Genomic DNA, 23,620 nt, shown 5'->3' on the forward strand with positions numbered 1-23,620 from the left:
AAGGAAATATAATGACAGCTCATGATGTAATTCACTTTTGGTTTGAAGAAGTTTCACAAGAGAATTGGTGGATAAAGGATAATGCCTTTGATAAGGAAATAACTGAACGTTTTTTAACTTTACATCAGCAAGCTATTCAAGGAGAGTTGTTTGCTTGGCGAGATAGTGCTTTAGGCTGTTTAGCTGAAATTATCATACTCGATCAGTTCTCTCGTAATATTTATCGAGACTTACCTCAAGCTTTTTCAGCAGATTCAATGGCGCTAACGTTAGCCCAGCAAGCGATTTCATCAAGCAAAGATAAAGAATTAAATACAACACAACGTGCTTTCTTATATATGCCATTTATGCATAGTGAATCCTTACTTATTCATGATGTGGCGGTTAAGTTGTTTACTGATTTAGGTGTGTCATCAAACTTAGCATTTGAAATCAAGCATCGTGATATTATTGCTCAGTTTGGCCGTTATCCGCATCGTAATATAATACTAAACAGACAATCTAGCGCAGAAGAGATTGAATTTTTGCAGCAACCAGGTTCATCATTTTAGTGAATCATCATATTGTTTGAACAGTCTCTTTGAAATGCAACGTTTAAACTTTTAAATAAATGTCAGTTAAAAGTCAGTTAAAAGTCAGTTAAATGTCAGTTAAACATTAGCTCAAGGATAGATAATGAGTCAAAAATGGAAATATACACTGCTTATTTTGATATTAAGTGTATGTCTGGGCTATATATTTCAAAGCAGTTTTACATCAAATACTAATACGCCTGAATTGAAAAGTCACCATCAGCAGGTGTCTGCTCTTGTATCACAAGAACACGTTATTAACAGTGAAAGTTCATTAGAAACAGTGCAAGTCGGTCTCTCGCCTAATGATGAAAAAGTAGAACCTGACTTTATCTATAATTGTGCAGGACAAAATACCCCTTACATAGAAAATGCCGAGCAAATTCAGGCAGAGTTTATCACGCAGTTACAAGCATCATCTTCGTCAGAGCATCAATTTGCTGCAATATTATTTAACCATAACATTGATGAACAAAAGCGGTTTGATTTACTCATCAATTATAAAGAGCGTTACCCAGATAACCCTATGCTAATGTTTGATATTATTGGTAGATGCTCAGATAAAAAGAACAGCTGTGACAAGGCGTTAATCGAGCAAGCTGTAGAGTTAGATAGAAATAACGCTGCACTCTGGTTATTACTTGCTAATTACTATTTGGGCAACAGTATGAAACCTTTAGCCTTTGAGGCTATGGAACTAGCCATTAAAGCCACTAGTTTTAAAGACTATTATTTTAATGAAATAGCACTTTTTATGGAAAGTGCTGAAGGGGGCTTAAATGTAGAGTTTCCTCATAAAGCTGCTTGGGCCATAGGGATTTGGGCAGCAAAACCATTGTGGACTTCAGAGTTAACAAACCTCTGCATGGAAAATGAAGAATTAACTCCAGAGCAAAATCAGTTATGTGTAGGTGTAGGTAAGCTGATGGAGCAAAACTCAAGCTCCACTATTGAAAGCCTCATTGGAAATAAGATACAACAAAAAGGGTACCAGCGAGAAGGCAATGAAGAATTAGTGGCTTCATTACAAAAGCAGGCTGATATAAATGAAAAACTCTACGCGTTTTCTGAAAAACAATGGAGTGCATCGACCTTAATGTTATTTGATGAAAAACTGTTTCAATATTGGTTAGATGCAGCAATTAATTATGGTGAGCATAAAGCGCAACAGTTGCTTTATAAAGAAGCAATTACCTTATCAAAGAATGAATACTACAATCCTTGCCCTAACGATAAAAATTAACATTTAAGACTACTTAACTTGTAGTCTTAAATGTTAGAGGGTAATGTTCAGGAGAATAATGCTTTTTAAAAAATACAGTGTTTAGCAAAATCTTTCGACTCTGTCGCTGTCCAATCACCTTTAGGTTTTTCTTTCATTTGTTCACACCATTCATCACTGCCTATTGCTGGAGAGCAGGCGCTGAGTACAAAAAGAGTTAATGCTAATGAAGCGATAGTTTTCATAAAGTATCCTAAGTTGGGCTGACTTTATCAGCTTAAGTGACAGTTAAAATCAGAGAGTAAGTTATTTGAATGCATCATAGGGTGAGTGGCTAGAAAAGGCAAGGTTCTCTATCAACCTTGCCAGTATTTGTTCTGCTATTGATTACCAGTACGTTCTTAGGGCTAAGTTAACGCCCCAACCCGCATATTCACCACCATCATTGGCTTTATCATCCATAGTGGAATATTGCACGCCTGCTTGAATTTTAAACTTATGGCCATTTGCAAGCCAATTAACGCCTGCGTAAATTTCTTGATAATTATCACCACGCCCTGAGGTTACACTGCTTTCATAACGCGCTAAGCGAAGACCATTTTCATCTTTACTATTAATGTAAGTATATCTGCCTACCCATTGAATCGATTTACTTTGTTGGTAATAAGGCATAACAACAAAACCGGCGACATCACTTTGTCCTAAATCGCCTTTACCATAAGAAAAGTCACTATCAAGATGCCATTTTTTATGCTGAAACTTTGATGAAAAACTCACTACTTGAGAAAAGTCACGGGTATTACCGTCTTCGTGGGTGTCGTTATAAACATAATCTAGGCTGACTTGGCCTTTATCCCATAAGGTAGATTTTTTAAGTGTTTTACTGGCTGAAAATAAAGCGAAATAGCTTGCATCACTTAGGCCTATTTCATCTGAGTCATCACTTGAAAATACACCCGTATTGTACGACCAGCCATCATTTAGTTTTCCTTTAACACTCACACCGGTGAAATACTCTGCTGTGAACCATAAATTATTGGTGAGGTTATTTCGCTGTGGTGTTAACAACTTTTTAGAGGATGTTTTGCCGTCCATAGTAAAGCCTGCAGAGTGCTTTAAGAAAGTCAGTTTAGTTTTATCATCCATTGCCCAACTCAGGTTGGCATCAGTCAAACGGTTATAACCATCAGAGAGTGATTCATTCAGGTTAATATCCGCCTCTAAAGCACCTGATAATTCGCCTACTTTGCCTTTAAAACCAAAACGAAAGCGACGCCAGCTGGTATCAGTAAATTCTCCCTGATCAGCGTCATTCCATGTTGAATCAAGTTGTAAGCGACCTGAAAGTTTAAGGTAGTCGCCTTGCTCATTCTCATATAAATCGGCGTATTGCCAAGCGTCTTCAAAGTTTGAACTTTCTGCCTGAGCGATAAACGATGTAGAAAGCAAGCTAGCAACAATCGCTGTTGAGGCAAGATTTCGTGTAAGGCCGTACTTGAATGAATGTGTAATTGTACGTTTTTGAAATTGAATAATATTTAATTGCATAATATGACTGTCATAAAGTTAAAAATGGCAAAAGCCGCCAACTTCATCCATAAAGCGTTGTCCACATGATTCATTAAATCACTATGTGAATTTCATCATTGCTCTATGACAGTTATATTACACAGTACGTTTCTTTTGTCATAAAAGTGTAACGCTAAAGCTTTGCGAGCAGGTTAGTTAGCCTTTTTGGCTTTTTTCAGTGCCTTTTTAGCTTGTTTCTTCGCTTTTGCCTTCTTTTGTGCAGGAGTTAATTTTGCTTTAGCCTTTTTATTAGCCACTCTTGCTTCTTTATGTTTAGGGCGTAATTCTTCAATCACTCGGCGAGCTAATCGCTCTTTCATGTAACGTTCGACTTTACCAATAACAGGCATGTCGTGTGCTTCTACTAATGAAATCGCTGTACCTTTGTTACCTGCACGACCTGTACGACCAATACGGTGTAAGTAAATATCTGCCTTTCTAGGCATATCAAAGTTAATAACATGGGTAATATCGTCAATATCAAGACCACGTGCGGCTACATCGGTAGCAACTAATACGCTAATTTCACCACTTTTTAAACGCTCAATAGCTTTATTGCGCTTGTCTTGAGGCATTTTTCCTTCAAGCCAAACACAAGGTAATTCTTCTGCGTACAATTTGCCTGATAAGTATTGAACGGTTTCGCGTTTATTGGCAAAAACAACTGCTCGGGTTACGCCTTCTTGTTTTAATGTATGAAGGAGCAATTGCAGTTTATGATGTGAATTATCAGCTAAATGCATCCACTGGTGAATGACGGCTTTTTCTTTTCTTGACGGGTTAGATTCAAGAAAAACTGGTTCATCAAGGACTTCTTTTGCAAACCTAAGTACACCAGCGCCTTCAAGCGTGGCTGAAAATAACATGGTTTGCTTACGCCAGCGAGCTTCAGCGACGATTCTATTGATGGTTTCGCTAAACCCCATGTCGAGCATTCTGTCTGCTTCATCAAGAATTAATATCTCAATGTCACGCATATCAAATTGTTCATTTTCTATGTATTCAAGCAAACGTCCAGGCGTAGCAACTAGTATGTCAGTGGTGCTGTTTAATATATCGTGATGACTTCCATAGTTCACGCCTCCGGTAATTACACCGGTTTTAACATTACATAACTCAGTCAGTTTTTCGCTATCTTCACCAATTTGAATAGCCAGCTCTCTCGTTGGCGTTAGAATGAGTACACGAGGAAAGCCAGGCTTTGACCGTGGATAATCTAATAAATGTTGAGCAACAGGCAATAAAAAAGCAGCTGTTTTACCTGTGCCGGTTGGTGCTGATGCAAGTACATCTTTACCTGTCATTGCTTGTGGAATGACTAATTCTTGGATGGAAGTAGGCTTTTTGTAACCGATTTTTTTAATACTGGCTAATAGCTCAGAATCGAGTTCGAACTGCTCAAACATAAGGTTTATTTCACTGATTATTTAACTAATTGTTAAGATGGGCTGATTATAGTGCTTTGTTGATGCTTTTACTAAAACTTTGTCACTTTTACGTTATTATTAGTGCGTAAATCGATTAACCACTATAGTAGTTCACTGTACTCTACTAATATTTGCTCACACCAGGTTGCTATGCGATCGTCTGTTAACTGGTATTGGCTATCTTCATCAAGGGCTAAGCCAACAAATTGACTCTTATCATCTGTTAGTGCTTTTGACTCGGCAAACTCATATCCTGAATTTGGCCAATAACCAATGAGGGTAGCGCCTTGAGCAATAACTTGCTCATGTAGCATACCTAAAGCATCTTGAAACCAATCAGTATAACCAATTTGATCTCCCATACCGTAAAGCGCGATTGTTTTGTTGGTTAAATCAAGTTGATTAATGTCTTGCCAAACAGAGTACCAGTCTTCTTGAAGTTCACCATAATCCCAAGTAGAAATACCTAGAATAATGAAGTCGTAATCTAAGCAAAGTGATAGCGGATTATCTTTAATATTAAATAACTCAACAATATCTTCGCCAATAGCTGCTTGGATTTTTTCGGCAACGATTTCGGTGTAACAGGTAGTAGAGCCATAAAACAAGCCAATTTTCATTATCTAAAACTCATGATGGTAAATCAGTCGTGGATTCTACCAGAAGAGAATGAATTTGTGCTGCTCTTTATCGGATAAATTGGTCGTTTATCATAAATAAATTGCATTATGGCGGTGATAGTTGTAATTTCCATTGCCTATGTTCGGTCTAAATGTAAAGGCTTACCTTATTTTATAGTGTAGGTGCTTTGTATGTTTAAAGGTACTTCGTCTATTGACCGTATCATTTGAGAAGTAATCACTCGGGAATTATTATGAATAAGACATTTATTACGCATGCGATAACAAAAACAGCATGTGTATTAGTAGCAGCGTTATCAACTTTAAGTATCACGCCTTCAGCACTTGCTTTTGATAGCATAGATAAGCCAGTTGAAATGGTTAAGGCGGGCACTGATCCAACACAACTAGATAAAGACGCCCTAAAAGGTAAAATTAAACGTACATTAGGTTTAACCGTTATTGATGTAGAGGCTACACCTGTTCCCGGTATTGCGATGCTAATTACTAATCAAGGTGTATATTACGCCAGTTACAGTGGTGATTATTTTATTCAGGGTAAGGTCTATAGTTTAGGGGCTACAGTAACAGATTTAAGTGAAAAGAGTTTAGCCAAAATCCGCTTAGAAGGGGTTGAGCGCTTTAAAGACGATATGATTGTTTATAAAGCGAAAGATGAAAAGCATGTTGTAACCGTTTTTACTGATATTACTTGTGGTTATTGTCGTAAAATGCATGCAGAAATGGATGAATATAATGCTAAAGGAATTACCTTTAAGTATTTAGCTTACCCAAGATCTGGTATTAGTGACCGTTTAGGCAATCCAACTCAAGGCTTTAAAGATTTGCGCTCTGTATGGTGTAACGAAGATCCAGCTGAAGCGCTAACTAAAGCGAAAACAGGTGGCAAAGTTGCCTATCGTATTTGTGATAAGCCGATAGAAGCTGAGTTTAATTTTGGCCGTCAAATTGGTGTATCAGGAACGCCTGCTATTATCTTAGAAAATGGTATGATGTTGCCTGGTTATCAGCCTCCAGCTCAGTTAGAAGAGATCTTAAAAAATATTTAATATCGAATAGACTGAAACACTCGTTCTCGCTTAGGACCCTCAATGCCAAAGCAAATAACTCGTCGTGCCCATGTTGACGATGAACATTTACCTGCTCAATTACACCCAGTAATTAAGCAGGTTTATGCATCTCGTGGAGTACGCTCTTCTGAAGATTTAAATCTGGTTGTTAATCAACTTACTGGCGTTAAAACACTGCATCAAGCATTAAAGGGCCTAGATAAAGCCTGTCAAATACTACAACAAGCTATTGTCACTAAAGAGTCGATTGTAATTGTGGGGGATTTTGATGCTGATGGTGCCACCAGTACTGCGCTAATGATGGAGGGCCTTGCGATAATGGGCTGTAACCATCATAGCTTTTTAGTGCCAAATCGATTTGAATATGGCTATGGCCTTACCCCTGAAATTGTCGATATTGCGGCGGCAAAAGGTGCCAAGATTATTGTGACTGTTGATAATGGCATTTCTTGTATTGCGGGGGTAGCTAAGGCTAAAGCTTATGGCATGAAAGTGATCGTTACTGATCACCACTTACCTGGGCATACTTTGCCTGATGCTGATGCCATAGTAAATCCAAACCAAAATGATTGTGACTTTGAAAGTAAATCTCTTGCTGGAGTTGGTGTGGCTTTTTACTTGATGATGGCATTAAGGAAAACCTTACGAGAAGCGGATTATTTTAGTCAGCATGGACTTGTAGAACCAAATATTGCGCAATTACTTGATTTAGTCGCCTTAGGTACGGTTGCAGATGTTGTGCCACTCGATAAGAACAATCGCATTCTTGTTGCTCAAGGACTTAAACGCATTCGAGCAGGGCAAACGCGTCCCGGCATTCAAGCCCTTATTGAAGTAGCAGGCCGAAACCAACAACAACTGGTTGCAAGTGATTTTGGCTTTGCGTTAGGACCTAGAATTAATGCGGCGGGTCGTCTAGATGATATGTCTTTGGGCATAGATTGTTTGTTAGCCCCTGATCTAGGTAGCGCAAGAGCAATGGCTGCTGATCTTGATGATTTAAATAAAGCTCGCCGAGAAATTGAGCAGGGTATTCAAGTTGAAGCAGAACGTGTTATGGCGTCGTTAAACTTAGATGCTGTTGAGCAGGGGAGTTTACCCAACGCTATTGCGCTTTATCAAAGTGATTGGCATCAAGGGGTTATTGGTATCGTTGCTGGTCGTTTGAAAGAAAAGTTTCATAGGCCAAGTATCGTGTTTGCTAATGCCAGTGATGATATAGCTGAACAAAGTGACTCTGAATTATTAATTAAGGGCTCTGCACGTTCAATCCCCGGTTTGCATATACGGGATTTATTAGAGCGTATTGATACTTTATACCCTGATTTAATCGATAAATTTGGTGGCCATGCAATGGCTGCTGGGCTTTCTATTAAACAAGCCGATTTTAACCAATTTCAAACCGTATTTAACGAACAAGCTACCTTGGCATTGAAGCCTGAAGACCTTCAACAAATTATACTCTCTGATGGTGAATTATCCGTATCAGATATGACGCTATCGTTTGCTGAGTTGCTTCGCGATTCTGGCCCATGGGGACAACATTTTCCAGAGCCTTTATTTGATGATGAGTTCATTTTGGTACAGCAAAAGATTGTCGGAGAAAAACATTTAAAGCTTGTGGTAGAAAAACAAAATCAGGTATTTGATGCCATCGCTTTTAATATTGATGTCAAAGCTTGGCCAAATCCAACCGCGAAGCATGTTAGGTTGGTGTACCGATTAGATGTTAATGAGTTTAGAGGCAAACGTACGGTTCAGTTAATGGTTGATGACCTAAGCTGTGCTGAGTAAAAAATTAACAAAATAATACTTTGCATAGCGCTTTGTTCTGCTGATATTTATATGGTGATTTTTACTCTATCTTAGTTGTGTTTTATCTAATTTGTCTCGTTTATTTACCGTACTATTTACGCTACAATGCGCCTTTATTTTAGCTATTTAGGCCTTTTTCATCTCTGTAGTTTGTTTTACAGTGACATTTATAGCTATTTTCCCGTTTAATATCATACGTTTTCTTGCTATAAGCTTTTTATCTTATAGTTTGAACAACATTATGAAGTGCTTTGTGTTTGAAGGTTTATGTTTGAAGTTAATCCGATAATTAATAAAATAAAAGAAATCCGTGAACGCGCTGATTTGCTTCGGGGGTATCTTTGACTACGATGTTAAAGCTGAACGTTTAGTTGAAGTAAGCCGTGAATTAGAGCTACCTGATGTATGGAATGAACCTGAGCGCGCCCAAGCACTAGGTAAAGAACGTAGTGCATTGGAAGAAGTCGTCAATACCATTGTTGAATTAGAAACAGGTTGTGATGATATTGAAGGTCTAGTTGAATTAGCTGTTGAAGAAGAAGACGAAGACACCTTCAATGATGCCCAAGAAGAAGCTGATAGTTTAGATGCTATTTTGGTTAAGCTTGAGTTTCGCCGCATGTTTAGTGGCGACCAAGATGCAAATAACTGCTATTTAGATATTCAATCTGGCTCTGGTGGTACAGAAGCACAAGATTGGGCTGAAATATTAATGCGCATGTATTTGCGTTGGGGTGAAGCACACGGCTTTAAAACAGAAGTTATTGAAGTCACTGATGGTGATGTAGCCGGTATTAAAGGCTGTACTATTAAATACACCGGTGAATATGCTTTTGGTTGGTTACGTACCGAGACGGGGGTTCATCGCTTAGTGAGAAAGTCACCATTTGATTCAAGTGGTCGTCGTCATACGTCTTTCGCTTCCGCTTTTATTTACCCTGAGATTGATGACAATATAGAAATAGATATTAATCCTGCTGATTTACGTACCGATACTTTCAGAGCATCTGGAGCTGGTGGTCAGCACGTTAACAAAACCGACTCTGCCATTCGAATTACCCATATACCAACAGGTGCTGTGGTCGCTTGTCAGGCAGATCGCTCGCAGCATAAAAACCGTGCTACGGCGATGAAGCTTTTGAAAGCTAAGTTATATGAAATGGAAATTCAAAAGCAAAATGAAGGTAAGCAAGAATTAGAAGATGGTAAGTCTGATATTGGCTGGGGTAGTCAAATTCGCTCTTATGTATTAGATGATAGCCGTATTAAAGATTTAAGAACGGGTGTGGAAAACCGAAACACTCAAGCCGTACTTGACGGTGATTTAGATAAATTTATTGAAGCCAGTTTAAAGTCTGGTTTATAAACCAATTACAAGTAAGTTTAAGTAAAGAGAAATCAACATGACTAACAAGGTTCAAGACAACCAAAGTGCACAAGACGAAAACAAGCTCATCGCTGAACGTCGTGGTAAATTAGATAAGATCCGCGAAAATTGTTCAGCGAATGGTCATCCAAATGACTTTACTCGTGAGCATTATGCTGCAGATCTTCAAGCTGACCATGGCGAAAAAGATAAAGAAACCCTTGAAACTGAAACTGAAAAGTACAGTGTTGCTGGTCGTGTTATGGCTAAACGTGGCCCTTTCTTAGTTCTTCAAGATATGACTGGTCGCATCCAAGCGTACGCGGCGAAAGACGTGCAAAAAGATATTAAAGCGCGTTGGGGCTTATTAGATATCGGTGACATCATTGGTGTGACGGGTACTTTGCATAAATCAGGTAAAGGTGATTTATACGTAAACATGGATGAGTACCAGTTATTAACTAAATCATTACGTCCATTACCAGAAAAATTCCACGGTTTATCAGATCAAGAAACCAAATATCGTCAACGTTATGTTGATTTGATCACTAATGAAGATACGCGTAATACTTTTAAGATGCGCTCTCAAATCGTAAATGGAATTCGTAACTTTTTAACAAGTCGTGACTTTGTTGAAGTTGAAACACCAATGCTGCAAGTGATCCCAGGTGGCGCTACGGCTAAGCCATTTATGACTTACCATAACGCGTTAGATATTGATATGTATCTGCGTATAGCACCTGAACTTTACTTAAAACGTTTAGTCGTTGGTGGTTTTGAGCGTGTGTTCGAAATAAACCGTAACTTCCGTAACGAAGGCTTATCAACGCGCCATAATCCAGAATTCACTATGATTGAATTCTATCAAGCCTATGCTGACTATAAAGACTTAATGAACTTAACTGAAGATATGCTACGTACTATCGCTGAAGATGTACTTGGCTCTTCAACGATTCGTAACACAGTTAAAAATGCTGATGGTGAAGTCGTTGAAGAAATTTTCTATGACTTTGGTAAAGCTTTTGAACGTTTATCAATGGTTGATGCCATTCTTAAGTACGGTAAAGATAAACATGGTGAAGTACTTGATGAAGCTGTGTTACGTGATCCTGAGAATAGCTTTGAAGCATTAAAAGCAATGGCTAAGAAAGTTGGCGTTAAAGAAGGCGATGCAGCTAAAGTCTGGGGTCCTGGTAAATATATCTGTGAAATTTTTGAAGAAGTGGCAGAGCACTTACTTATTCAACCAACATTTATTACTGAGTATCCATGGGAAGTTTCTCCATTAGCTCGTCGTAATGATGATAACCCATTTATCACTGATAGATTTGAATTCTTTGTTGGTGGTCGTGAGTTAGCTAATGGCTTCTCAGAGCTTAACGATGCAGAAGATCAAGCAGCACGCTTCAAACGTCAAGTGGAAGAAAAAGATGCTGGTGATGATGAAGCGATGCACTTTGATGATGACTATATTCGTGCTCTTGAGCATGGCTTACCGCCAACAGCGGGCGAAGGGATTGGTATAGACCGTTTAGTGATGTTATTTACCGATTCACCAACGATTAAAGATGTTATTTTATTCCCGCATATGCGTCCAGAAGTAGAATAACAATATAGCGTTATTGATTAGTTAACTGTAACTAATACAAAACCCATCGATATCTATTATCGATGGGTTTTTTTATTGTCTGCTTTTTATATTTTAATCGTTGATAATCAGACGAAGTTATGTGGTGCAATATGCGAGCTAACTAAGATGTTTTTCGTAGTTTACACAGTTGCTTACAGTTATCCAGAGTGAATAATTTACATGATTTTAACAATGCAGTAATCTAGTCTTGTATAAAAATAATAAAGTAATTAACGCAAGGAATAATAATGTTAACTATAAAAGACTTATCAAAAACCTATGATAATGGGGTCAAAGCACTAGATAACGTAAACCTAGAAATTCCAAAAGGAATGTTTGGTTTATTAGGGCCAAATGGGGCGGGTAAATCCTCTTTAATGCGCACTATAGCAACGCTGCAAGATGCTGATAGCGGTAGTATTGAATTTAATGGCATCGATGTATTAAATGATCCTCAAGCATTGCGTCAACGTTTAGGTTATTTGCCACAAGATTTTGGTGTTTACCCAAGGATCAGTGCTTATGAATTGCTTGATCATTTAGCCATTTTAAAAGGCTTGAAAAATTCGGCTGAGCGTAAAGAAGCTGTTGAAGGTTTGTTAGCGCAAACTAACTTATATCAGCATAGAAAAAATGCGGTTAGCGGCTTTTCTGGTGGTATGAGACAGCGTTTTGGTATTGCACAAGCACTGTTAGGCGATCCCGATTTACTGATTGTTGATGAGCCTACTGCTGGTTTAGATCCAGAAGAGCGAAATCGCTTTCATAATTTATTAGTGGGATTAGGCGAAGAGAAAGCCATTATCTTATCAACACATATCGTTGATGATGTCAGTGAGTTATGCCCAAATATGGCAGTACTTGCTGCAGGAAAAATTGTACTGCAAGGTAACCCAATTGAACTAACTAACAACCTTAATGGGCAAATTTGGCGTAAAGCGATTTCTCAAAGTGAAGTCGAAGCGGTTGAGCAAGAATTTAATGTTATCTCTAAGCGTTTATTTGCCGGTCAAACCATTGTTCATGTCATAGCCGACAGCGCCCCGTTTGGTTTTGAGCAAGCTCCTGCCAATTTAGAAGATGTTTATTTCTCAACCCTTAACCAATATCGCCAAACTTCATCAGAAACAACTGATGTAAATAAAGTTGCTTAATTTAATTCAAAGGACGAGGAACCTCTCATGTTAATGAAAATGTTCGCCTTTGAATGGCGCTATTTTACGCGACAACCGTCGTTTTATGTCACCAGTTTAATCTTCTTTTTACTGACTTTTTTTGCCACTGTGAGTGAAAATGTGCAAATTGGTGGTGGTGGAAATGTTTTATACAATGGACCATTTTCCATTGCGCAAACGCTGCTAATTATGGGCTTATTTGCCATGTTCTTAGTAGTGAACTTTGTTGCTAGTACTGCAACACGTAATGAGACATCTATGATGTCTGAATTATTGTATAGCAAGCCTATTAACCCCGTTAGCTATCAGTTAGGCCGTTTTTTAGGTTCGTTTGCTGTGGTTGCTACGGTATTTCTTACAGTACCATTGGGCATTTTAATTGGTACCTTACTTGGTGGACTTGTTGGTTGGGTTGACCCAGAAAGACTGGGTCCTACAGAGTTAAGTCATTATTTTACTGCTTACTTTTATTTATCATTGCCAACCTTATTTGTATTGTCATGTTTCTTTTATGCTATCGCGATTAAATTTCGCTCAATGATGGCTGTATACTTGTCGGCTGTGGGTTTATTCATTTTGTACTCTATATCAGGGCAATTTTTAAATGAACCAGAATATAGAGCAATGGCAGCACTACTTGATCCATTTGCCTTTAATACTTTTGGTGAAGTAACTCGCTACTGGACTATGTTTGATAAGAATAATAGCCCGATAGTATTAACAGGCATATTACTTGAAAACAGATTACTTTGGGTTGTTGTTGCGGCAGTAATTATGGTGCTATTTGGTGGTTTTAGATCAAAAGTTCGCTTACCCAACAAAGTGAAAAAACAAAGTAAAAAAGCGATGAAGAAAGCGGCAAAAGAGTCAGAACTGTTTGCCAGCAAAATTCCTCAATTATTAAAAAATACTATTTCAACAAAAAGCTCAGGAGTACAAACTCCAGCACATTTACGTATGAGAATTTTGTTTGAAATAAAACAAGTTATATTTAGTGCGCCATTTATGGTGTTAGCGGTACTGACAATATTTATGTTGGTGGCGCCGTTAGTGGATCCGCAAGCTATGTTTGGTACACCAGATTGGCCATTTACCCAAGCGATGGTGTCATTAATTGCTAACTCCACAGGCTTGTTAATGATGATAGTGCTGGCTTATTACAGTGCTGAAATTGTTTGGCGTGAACGTAACTCAGGTATGGGTGATATTGTTGACTCTATGCCAGTAAACAATATTACTTTTTGGTTATCAAAAATTATCGCCATAAGTTTAGTGTTAGCGCTATTGTATGTCTTTGGTATTGCAGTTACAGCGATTAACCAAGTTATTCGTGGTCATGAACATATTGAGTTCTCACAATATATAATTCGTTTGGGTTACATTAACTTGTTACCACTTGTGTTAACGGCTGTACTGGCCTTTTTCTTACAAGTGATTAGCCCTAATAAATACGTTGGTATGTTGTTATTCGTGCTTTACATTATAAGTACCATTACCTTAAGTAATTTTGGCTTTAGCCATAATATGTTCCAGTTTGCTGGCGCACCGCAAGTTTTCTACTCTGACATCAATGGCTACGGTACGTTCTTAACCAGTCATCATTGGTATATGCTTTATTGGACTGGCTTGACGATTGTTTTGGCAAGCTTAGCCTATGCTTTATGGCATCGTGGACCAGCGCAACCATTAAAAGCACGTTTTCGAAAAGTTGGATACTATTTAGGCACACCGGGTAAGTTTGCTATTGCAACGGGTATAATTATCTTTGTTGGCGCTGGTAGTGTTATTCATTACAACACACGCACGTTAAATGAATATGTTATTGCTGATGATAGAGAAGACACACAAGCAGAATATGAGCACAAGTACGTTGCTCACATTAATGATGCTATTCCAACTATCACTAAAACTCATGCAAAAGTTGATATCTTTCCAAAAGAGCGTCGTATTGAAGCTCTGGCAGAGGTGGTATTAACCAATACATCTGATGCTCCTATAGAGAAGTTTTTAGTGTCAAAACCAAGGTTTACCAAGCAATGGAGTGTTGAAATTGCCGGTGGTAAGTTAGGCGAACTTGATGAAGACTTTAATACGGCATGGTTCACCTTTAATGAACCATTACAGCCGGGTGAAGTGAGAAAAGGTAAGCTGACTGCGGTAAGAGCTCATCATGGATTTTCTGATGGGGGCAATGACTTTACCTTAGTGCAAAACGGTACTTTCATAGATAACTATACTTTGTTCCCAACCTTTGGGTATCGTCAGGACTGGCAGCTTAGTGATCGTCATGACAGACGTAATCATGATTTAGAGCCATTACAGCGTGCGAATAAACTCGAAGACAGTCGTTTTTATAACGAAAGTTTCTTTGGTAACGGTGTTGGCTTTATTGAATTTGAAGCGACTATCTCTACCGATGAAGATCAATTTGCAATCGCGCCGGGTTATTTACAAAGTGAACATGTTGCTGATGGAAGAAAAACTTACCATTACAAGATGGATGCTCCTATGGTGAATTTCTACTCTTTTATGTCAGCTAAATTAGCGGCGAAAAAAGAGCAATATAAAGGTATTGATATAGAAATTTATTATCATGAAAACCACGGAATGAATGTTGATAGAATGATTGAATCAGTAAAAGATTCGATTGATTATTTCACTGAAAACTTTGGGCCTTATCAGCATAAGCAAATGCGTATTATTGAATTCCCTGGTTATCGTTCATTTGCACAAAGTTTTGCAAATACAGTTCCTTACTCTGAACAAATCGGTTTTATCAGTGATCTTCGAGATCCGGAGAATATTGATCCTGTTTATTATGTAACCGCTCATGAAGTTGCCCATCAGTGGTGGGGTCATCAGGTCGGTGCAGCTAATGTACAAGGCAGTGCAATTATTTCTGAAAGCCTTTCTCAATATAGTGCGTTAATGGTTATGGAGAAAAAGTATGGTAAAGAAAAAATTCGTAAATTCTTAAAATACGAATTGGATCGTTACTTACGTGGCCGTAGTGTAGAGTTTTTAGAAGAAATGCCGTTGTATCGTAGTGAAAGTCAATCTTACATTCACTATCGTAAAGGCTCTGTGGTGATGATGTCATTGAAAGATCGCTTAGGCGAAGAGCGATTAAACAATGCATTAAAAGGTTTCTTAGAAGACTTTAAGTACCAAAGTACTCCTTATCCTACCACGTTAGATTTGATGGCTTACATCAAGCAAGATGCTAATGAACAAGAGCAAACGTTTGTTAGTAATCTGTTTGAACATATTAGCTTGTATGATCTTAAAACAACTGATGTTCAGGTGGTCGCTGTTGAGGGTGAAGAAGATACTTATGATGTAACTATGACCATTGAAGCCGCGTTAAAGCGTGCTGATGGTCAAGGTAAAGAAACAGAAATCGACTTTGCTGATGAAATTGATATTGGTTTGTTTAGTGAAGATCCTGAAGACTTGTCTGCACAAGATTTTGTTTTGTATCTGGCTAAACATCAAATCAAAACGGGTAGCAATGAAATCACCTTGCGCGTTAAAGGTAAACCTAAATTTGCTGGGGTTGATCCTTTCGTACGTTTAGTTGATAGAGACAGTGCGGATAACCTTTATCGTTTATAAATAGCTTCTTACTGTACAGATTATCGTACTAAGAAGTACAAAAAGCTCAACGAGTCATCTAAGGGGACTTGTTGGGCTTTTTTATTTTTTTTAGTTAACTACTGTTTTTCTTGTGCGTTATTCAGTAGATTAACTGCTTCATGCCAATTTGTGCCTTTATTTATGTATAACGGCATGAACAATATAATAAGAATGAAGAACGAGATATAAGCAAAGCGTTCTCAGTAGTTGAAAAGGTATTTTAATGGGTGTTTCAAGAGGCGGGTTTAGCTCGCGCATGGGATTTATTCTAGCTGCGGCAGGCTCTGCTGTAGGTTTAGGTAATATATGGGGTTTTCCTACACAAACTGCGAGTAACGGTGGTGCTGCATTTGTTTTGGTGTATTTAGTTCTTGCATTCTGCTTAGCTTACCCAGCATTTATGGCAGAGTTACTTATTGGTCGCTACGGCCAATCTAATGCGGTTAGCTCCATGCAAAGGATGTCTCATCAACTGTGGCAAAAGCGATTTGCTTTTATCGTAGGTTTTGGCGGTATTGTTTGTGCTGCGTTGATCTTAAGTTTTTATGGCATTATTGCTGGCTGGATGATGTCTTATGCCATAGAGCCAGTGATGCGTATATTAAACTTTAATGATGCGGGTAAATGGCTTGTTGAGCAGTCTTTAACGAGAAATCTATTATTCACTTCTTTCTTCATGCTGTTAACCATATTTATTATTCGCCGTGGTGTTGAGCAGGGGATAGAAAAATGGTCTAAACGACTAATGCCAATGCTTATTGGCTTATTAATTTTATTGATCATCTATGTTTTCACTCTTGATGGTTCAAGAGAAGGTTTCAACGCTTATTTAAACCCTGATATTTCCAGAATATTTGAACCAGACTTATTAATTAGTGCCCTAGGTCAGGCATTCTTTTCATTATCACTAGGCACTAGTGTGATGATTATCTATGGCTCTTATATTGCTAAAAAAGAAAACTTAGTCACCCTCGGTGCTCAAGTGACCTTGATTGATGTATCCATTGCCTTTCTTGCGGGTTTATTGATTATTCCTTCGATGTATGTTGCCCAAGCGCAAGGCGTGGCTATTTTTGCTGAAGATGGCAGCCTAATCTCAGGTCCTAACCTTGTTTTTGATGTGTTACCAACACTGTTTAATGGTATGGGCTTTGTCGGATTGTTTGTTGCTTTTGGCTTTTTTGTGTTGATGTCCATTGCGGCACTGACTTCATCTATTTCTATGTTAGAGGCGCCAGTATCTTTTGTCGTTGAGCGTCATAATCTTGAACGTAAAAAAGCGACCACATTAATTGGTATGGGCATATTGTTCATCAGCGCGATGATTATTTTTAATTTTGATGTGCTATTTGGCTTAGTCATAAGTGCTTCGACAGTTTATGGCCAGCCGCTTATCGCCATGCTTTGTTGCGTGTTCGTTGGGTGGATTTGGCAACGTAGTGAAGTGCTTGCTGAGATCAAAGCAGGTAACCCTGACGTTGAACATCGCTTATTTTGGAAAATATGGCCTTGGTACACTAAGTTTGTTTGCCCAAGTGCAATCGCCTTAGTGTTTTGGCACTCATTATAACATTAGTTCTTTATTCGCTAACGGTTGTGTTAGCGAATAAAGTGAATTTAGAGCTTTGGCCAATTAAGTTGCCAAGGCTTTAATATTTTTGTAATTTCTTCCTGTACCTGAGGCTGTTGAAACAGTTCACCTTCATTTGGTTTCGCGATAAATTCGAAACGCTCACCTTGATAAGTAAAACGTAATGCAAAAGCGTGTAAGTAGCCTCTGTCACTTGGAGTACCCGCATATTGCTTGTCTCCTAAAATTGGTGAAGAAATACTGTTTAAAGCCACCCTCAGTTGGTGTGTTTTACCCGTATGAGGTTTTAATACAAATAAGCGTACTTTAGGCATAACATTAAAGCTAAAGAACTGGCTTATTGCTGGATTTTTATGACTACGTAACAGTTTCCAGCTACCACGACGACTTTTACTCATGTCGCCTTTTATTAAGCCTTGTTTTTTTGTGGGCTTCTTATCGCTTAAAGCTAAGTAATATTTCTCAATGTCATGTTGTTCAAATAGAGAGCCAAATTGCTGGGCGCAAGATAATGACTTGGCAAAAATTATTAAGCCGGAGGTCATTTTATCTAGACGATGAACAGGGTATAAGTCATCGGTTTTTAGCGCAGTTTTTACCAAAGAAAATAGTCCTGAACCATGTTCTCCTTCATCATGAAAATTAACATCTGGAGCCTTGTTGACCACAATGAAATCATCATGTTGCGCAATAATTTTAAACATTTTAATTAACCGCTAACTGTTGTTGTTTGCTATGATAAATCAATCTCTTTCTATTTACCTTATTAACTGGACGTTATTTTGTATAGAGCAGCTAATCTATTGCGAACGCAATCAATCAAACAATTACCTAAACAGACAGTAAAAGCTTCAAAGAAGTTAACTCAATTGAGCACTGCCTTGCTGGCAAGTTATTTACTTTTCTCTTGTAGTACAACACAGCAAGAGTCTACAGCACTCCCATCAGGGGTGAGTTTGGTAGAGTCGGTATTTTCGGCAAGTGAAGGCCTAAATATTCCATACAAAAAATATCAGTTAGACAATGGTTTAACAGTTATATTGCACCCAGATAACTCCGATCCTCTAGTACATATTGATATAACCTACCATGTTGGCTCTGCAAGGGAACAACTAGGTAAGTCAGGGTTTGCCCATTTCTTTGAGCATATGATGTTTCAAGGTTCAAAAAATGTCGCTGATGAACAACACTTCAAAGTAGTGACTCAAAGTGGTGGTAACCTTAACGGCACCACGAATTCAGATAGAACTAATTACTATCAAACTGTGCCTAAAAACCAGTTAGAAAAAATACTCTGGTTAGAGTCTGATCGTATGGGCTTTCTATTAGAAAGTATCACAGAAGAGAAGTTTGAAGTTCAAAGAGCAACGGTGAAAAACGAACGCGGTCAAAATGTTGATAATCGACCTTATGGGCGCTTGAACGAAACCATGAATCAAATGATTTACCCAAGAGAACATCCTTACTCTTGGCCAACGATTGGTTATATGACTGATTTAGATCGCGGCACTGTAGCCGACTTAAAGGAATTCTTTTCTCGTTGGTATGGGCCAAACAATGCGGTATTAACCATAGGTGGTGATATTAATGAAGCACAAACTTTAGCTTGGGTGAATAAATATTTTGGCGAGCTAAAAGCAGGGCCAGAAGTACAAAATATTGCTAAAGAAGCTGTTTCATTAACGCAGAATCGTTATTACTCATTTACAGATAACGTCTCTTTACCGCTACTTTATATTAGTTATCCAACAGTGTATGGCATGCATGAAGATGAGCCTGCCCTCGATGTACTTGCTAATATTTTAGGTGGTGGTCCTACATCATTGCTCTATAAAAACCTAGTCAAATCAGGTATTGCTGTGCAAGCAGGTACAGGGCATCCATGTCGAGAATTAGCCTGTCAAATGAACTTTTATGCATTACCTAATCCACAGCAAGGCTTAGCTTTAGCAAACATTGAGCAAGTTATAGCCGATACACTCGTTGAATTTGAGCAACGTGGTGTAAATGATGATGATTTGCAAAAAACAAAAGTGAGTATCGAAACAGGTACTATTTATGGCTTGCAGAGTGTTTCAGGGAAAGTCTCAAGTTTAGCTCATTACCAAACCATGCTAGGTAATGCTAATTACACTAATGAGCAAGTAGCTCGCTACAATAACGTTACCAAAGCCGATGTTATGCGAGTATTTAAGCAATACATTAAAGGTAAGGGCGCAGGTGTACTATCTATTGTGCCACAAGGTCAAGAAGCATTAATTGCCCGTGCTAATAATTTTGAGTTGCCTGATGTCAGTAACCCACCTGAAACGGCAAACTTGGCTACGCCAATTATGAAAAATGTGAGCAGCTTTGATCGTTCAATAATGCCTTCAGCGTCAGAGAACCCACAAGTGAAAGTGCCTGAGTTATGGCGTAAAAACTTTGCCAATGGTATGAAAATTGTCGGGACAGAAAATAGTGAAACACCAACCGTTAGCTTATTACTAAGTTTAGAAGGTGGCCCACTGTTAGATCCTATTGAAAAAGCTGGATTAGCATCACTTACTGCCAGTTTAATGAATGAGGGGACCACTACCTACACTAAGGAGCAATTATCTAATGAGTTGGCATTACTTGGCAGTAGTATTTCGGTTGGTGCATCGGGTAGAAATACTTATGTGCAAGTAAGTAGCTTAGTTAAAAACTTAGATGCAACGTTAACATTGATGTTAGACGTTATGTTTAACCCAAGTTTTGCTCAAGCAGACTTTGACCGAGTTAAAAATCAGTTAATACAAGGGTTAGAGCAAGGTAGCAAAGATGCTAATACTTTAGCTGGTCGTGCACTGAAACAAGTGACTTATGGTACCAATAACCGTATTGGTTTTGCTGATAGTGGCACTATTGCTACAGTTAGTGCAATTTCTTTGGAAGATATCAAAGGCTTTTATAAACAGTATTTTTCACCGAAAAAATCGAGTCTAGTGGTTGTAGGAGATATTGATAAAGCTGATTTATTACCCAAACTATTTTACTTAAAAGAGTGGCAGGGAAATGATTACCCATTATCTGCTGACTATGATTTACCAAGTATTACACCGAGCAAACTTTATTTTGTTGATTTACCTAATGCTAGCCAGTCGGTGATTAAGTTAACGCGAAGAGCAATGCCGTTTGATGCAACCGGTGAACACTTTAAAGCCTCATTAATGAACTATCCTTTAGGGAGTGCCTTTAATAGTCGTATCAATTTAAATTTACGTGAAGATAAAGGCTATACCTATGGCGCTTCAAGTTATTTTACAGCAGGAAAAACCTTAGGCCGTTTCACGGCAGGGGCTAGTGTTAAGAAAGAACATACCTATGACGCTATGGTTGAAATTCAACAAGAGCTAAAAAATTACCAAACAGCGGGGATGACCGAAGCGGAAGCATTATTTATGCGACAAGCAATTTCACAAAATGAAGCGTTAAGCTTTGAAACCCCCCGTCAAAAGAGTGGCTTTTTAAGACAGATATTACAATTTAACTTACCGGTTAATTATGGTGATGAGCAAACCGATATTATTAAAAATATCAGTTTGGTTGAACTAAACAGCATCGCGAAAAAAGAATTAGCAAAACCTATGCAATGGATTGTGGTTGGTGACGGTCAAGTAGTTAGGCCTCAGTTAGCTGAACTAGGTCTTGAAATTATTGATTTAGAATTAGCTAAATAAAAATAGGGTTGAGTATCATGAAAAAATTCATGACTCACTATTGAAATAAAGATAACCTCCCTCATTAAAGAGATATCGCTATGAGGGAGCGCTATAAAACGTGCATACCAAGCAAAGGTAACAGCTTAGGAATTATTTTGACATTATCATTAAACGATTACATCGACGCTTTTAGCCAAAAAGAAAACCTAAGTGCTATTACTGGTATTGGACGAGGAATAGAGCGAGAAGCTTTAAGGATACTTCCTGAAGGGAAACTATCTGAACATGGACATTATCATGAACTTGGTTCAGCGTTAACCCATGGTCAAATCACGACTGATTACGCTGAAAACTTACTAGAATTCATTACCCCTGTTAGTCAAACTCCTGAGCAAGCTATTGCGCAGTTACAAGATATTCAAAAGTTTACCTTAGAGCATATCGATGGTGAGCTGTTATGGCCAACTAGTATGCCTTGCTTTGTTGGAGATGCTGAGCAAGTACCTTTAGCACAATATGGTCGTTCTAATATTGGCACCATGAAAACGGTATATCGCCAAGGTTTGAAAAATCGTTATGGCAGCATGATGCAAGTAATTGCAGGCATTCATTTTAATTTTTCGTTTTCAAAGTCATTTTGGCATGTATTGCAAAAGCTTGATAACAGTGAGTTGAGTGAGCAAGACTATATCTCAGCAAAGTACTTTTCTGTAATTCGAAACTATAAGCGTTTTTGTTGGTTAATTCCTTACCTATTTGGTAGTTCACCCGCTATTTGTGGTTCATTTTTACAAGGTAAGCCTTCAACATTACCGTTTAAAAAGTCAGCCACAGGAAGTTTGTATTTAGAATATGCGACTTCGTTACGTATGAGTGATTTAGGCTATACCAGTAGTGAGCAAGCCTCACTAGAGATTTGTTATAACAATATTTCTAATTACGTAAATAGTGTACAAAAGGCGATAGCATTAAAATCGAACGTGTTTAGCGATATTGGCGTTAACGTTGATGGCAAGTACCAGCAGCTAAATGATAACGTGCTACAAATAGAAAATGAACTATACGCACCTATTAGGCCAAAACGTGTAGCAAAATCAGGAGAAAAGCCTTCTGTCGCGTTAGGTGAGCGTGGTGTTGAATATATAGAAGTTCGTGCCCTAGATGTTAACCCGTTTGTTGATACCGGTATTAGTCTTGAACAAATTTACTTTTTAGATGTATTTCTTATTTATTGCGCGCTTGTTGATAGCCAACAAGCTGATAGTAAAACGCAGAAGGTTTATGAAAAAAACATGGATGATGTGGTATTAAATGGCCGTGATCCCGCATTACTTTTAACTGATATAAACGCTAAGGGTGAAGCGGAAAGTAAGTCTATTTTAATGTGGGGACAATCACTGTTCTCTTCATTAAAAGATGTGGCTCAGTTGCTTGATCAAGCTTATCAGTCCACTCAATATAGTGAAGCGGTGGCAAGAGAGTTTGAGAAAATTAAAGATCCCTCTAAAACACCTTCAGCGCAACTTCTTAATATTTTGGTGACGCAAGAGCAATGTTTATCTGATTACTCCTTAACGCAAGCCTCAGAGTATCGACAGCAATTACTATCACGAGATTATCAGTTTTACGATAAACAATACTTTATTGATAGCGCACTTAAGTCACATAAAGATCAAGCTGATATTGAAGCAAATGACTCAGTCAATTTTGATACTTTTTTAGCGCAATATTTTTCTAATTAGGTAAATTTAGCGAGCAATTGCAATGATTAATGTACGTGCTCTATATACGTACACTTAATTAGATTACTAACGCTTCTTTGACGTATTGATAAATCTCATTAGTCTTAATTCACACAAATGTAGCACAAAAAAATGCGCTAATAAAAATTAGCGCATAATCATGAAACCCTTACTAAGGTATAAGCGGAATAACCATTAAGTTATGACCGTGTTTCATGGTCATTTTCTCAATTCATCTGAATTAAGAGCAAAAAAAATGCGCTAATAAAAATTAGCGCATAATCATGAAACCCTTACTAAGGTATAAGCGGAATAACCATTAAGTTATGACCGTGTTTCATGGTCATTTTCTCAATTCATCTGAATTAAGAGCAAAAAAAATGCGCTAATAAAAAATTAGCGCATAAAACATGAAACCCTTATTAAGGTATTAGCGGAATAACCATTAAGTTATGACCGTGTTTCATGGTCATTTTCTCAA

At 38.1% G+C, this 23,620-nt stretch carries 16 protein-coding genes; 11 read left to right on the forward strand and 5 right to left on the reverse strand.

The annotated features are described in order from the left end of the window. Positions 1-11: 11 nt before the first annotated feature. Entirely contained in the window at positions 12-551 is a 540-nt protein-coding gene (locus EPA86_RS06345; RefSeq protein ID WP_140602588.1) for a DUF924 family protein, read from the forward strand. 124 nt (positions 552-675) lie between these two features. Further along, positions 676-1,815, forward strand: a complete 1,140-nt coding sequence (locus tag EPA86_RS06350; protein WP_140602589.1) for a hypothetical protein — start codon at positions 676-678, stop codon at positions 1,813-1,815. Between the two features lie 65 nt (positions 1,816-1,880). On the opposite strand, the gene EPA86_RS06355 is transcribed toward EPA86_RS06350, so the two are convergent. From EPA86_RS06355 to fldB, 4 genes are all read right to left on the reverse strand, one after another. Continuing rightward, complete coding sequence (locus EPA86_RS06355; RefSeq protein ID WP_140602590.1) at positions 1,881-2,039, reverse strand: DUF3012 domain-containing protein; 159 nt, start codon at positions 2,037-2,039, stop codon at positions 1,881-1,883. A gap of 142 nt (positions 2,040-2,181) precedes the next feature. After that, positions 2,182-3,342, reverse strand: coding sequence for a porin (locus EPA86_RS06360; protein ID WP_140602591.1), 1,161 nt, complete (start codon positions 3,340-3,342; stop codon positions 2,182-2,184). Between the two features lie 173 nt (positions 3,343-3,515). Further along, the gene (srmB, locus tag EPA86_RS06365; protein WP_140602592.1) at positions 3,516-4,769 is read right to left on the reverse strand and encodes an ATP-dependent RNA helicase SrmB; all 1,254 of its coding nucleotides are present in this window, start codon (positions 4,767-4,769) and stop codon (positions 3,516-3,518) included. Positions 4,770-4,891: 122 nt separating this feature from the next. Next, positions 4,892-5,410 carry a flavodoxin FldB gene (fldB, locus tag EPA86_RS06370; RefSeq protein WP_140602593.1) on the reverse strand — a complete coding sequence of 173 codons (519 nt, stop codon included), beginning with the start codon at positions 5,408-5,410 and terminating at the stop codon, positions 4,892-4,894. Between the two features lie 254 nt (positions 5,411-5,664). On the opposite strand from fldB, the gene dsbC reads away from it, so the two are divergent. The 7 genes from dsbC (at position 5,665) to EPA86_RS06405 (ending at position 17,693) form a co-directional block, all read left to right on the forward strand. Continuing rightward, the gene (dsbC, locus tag EPA86_RS06375; RefSeq protein WP_140602594.1) at positions 5,665-6,480 is read left to right on the forward strand and encodes a bifunctional protein-disulfide isomerase/oxidoreductase DsbC; all 816 of its coding nucleotides are present in this window, start codon (positions 5,665-5,667) and stop codon (positions 6,478-6,480) included. Between the two features lie 42 nt (positions 6,481-6,522). Further along, positions 6,523-8,295, forward strand: coding sequence for a single-stranded-DNA-specific exonuclease RecJ (recJ, locus tag EPA86_RS06380; RefSeq protein ID WP_140602595.1), 1,773 nt, complete (start codon positions 6,523-6,525; stop codon positions 8,293-8,295). Between the two features lie 288 nt (positions 8,296-8,583). Next, positions 8,584-9,682 (forward strand): peptide chain release factor 2 gene (gene prfB / locus EPA86_RS06385; protein ID WP_170309584.1). Its coding sequence is split into 2 segments (ribosomal slippage): positions 8,584-8,658 and positions 8,660-9,682, totalling 1,098 coding nucleotides; the frame shifts between segments, so codons are not numbered across the junction. 37 nt (positions 9,683-9,719) lie between these two features. After that, positions 9,720-11,291, forward strand: a complete 1,572-nt coding sequence (gene lysS, locus EPA86_RS06390; RefSeq protein WP_140602597.1) for a lysine--tRNA ligase — start codon at positions 9,720-9,722, stop codon at positions 11,289-11,291. Between the two features lie 269 nt (positions 11,292-11,560). Further along, positions 11,561-12,466 carry an ABC transporter ATP-binding protein gene (locus EPA86_RS06395; protein ID WP_140602598.1) on the forward strand — a complete coding sequence of 302 codons (906 nt, stop codon included), beginning with the start codon at positions 11,561-11,563 and terminating at the stop codon, positions 12,464-12,466. A gap of 27 nt (positions 12,467-12,493) precedes the next feature. Next, complete coding sequence (locus EPA86_RS06400) at positions 12,494-16,102, forward strand: ABC transporter permease/M1 family aminopeptidase (protein ID WP_140602599.1); 3,609 nt, start codon at positions 12,494-12,496, stop codon at positions 16,100-16,102. A 244-nt stretch (positions 16,103-16,346) separates the two neighbouring features. After that, entirely contained in the window at positions 16,347-17,693 is a 1,347-nt protein-coding gene (locus tag EPA86_RS06405; protein WP_140602600.1) for a sodium-dependent transporter, read from the forward strand. A gap of 47 nt (positions 17,694-17,740) precedes the next feature. Here the strand turns inward: EPA86_RS06405 and EPA86_RS06410 are convergent, their stop codons facing one another. After that, the gene (locus tag EPA86_RS06410) at positions 17,741-18,418 is read right to left on the reverse strand and encodes a TIGR01621 family pseudouridine synthase (protein WP_140602601.1); all 678 of its coding nucleotides are present in this window, start codon (positions 18,416-18,418) and stop codon (positions 17,741-17,743) included. A 114-nt stretch (positions 18,419-18,532) separates the two neighbouring features. Here EPA86_RS06410 and EPA86_RS06415 point away from each other — a divergent pair, with 114 nt between their 5' ends. Together EPA86_RS06415 and gshA are read left to right on the forward strand one after the other, a co-directional pair. Further along, complete coding sequence (locus EPA86_RS06415; protein WP_170309585.1) at positions 18,533-21,415, forward strand: M16 family metallopeptidase; 2,883 nt, start codon at positions 18,533-18,535, stop codon at positions 21,413-21,415. A gap of 137 nt (positions 21,416-21,552) precedes the next feature. Next, complete coding sequence (gene gshA / locus EPA86_RS06420) at positions 21,553-23,139, forward strand: glutamate--cysteine ligase (RefSeq protein ID WP_246058285.1); 1,587 nt, start codon at positions 21,553-21,555, stop codon at positions 23,137-23,139. The last annotated feature ends 481 nt before the right edge of the window (positions 23,140-23,620 follow it).

The organism is Litorilituus lipolyticus, assembly GCF_006439335.1.
GTDB classification, from domain to species: Bacteria; Pseudomonadota; Gammaproteobacteria; order Enterobacterales; family Alteromonadaceae; genus Colwellia; species Colwellia lipolytica.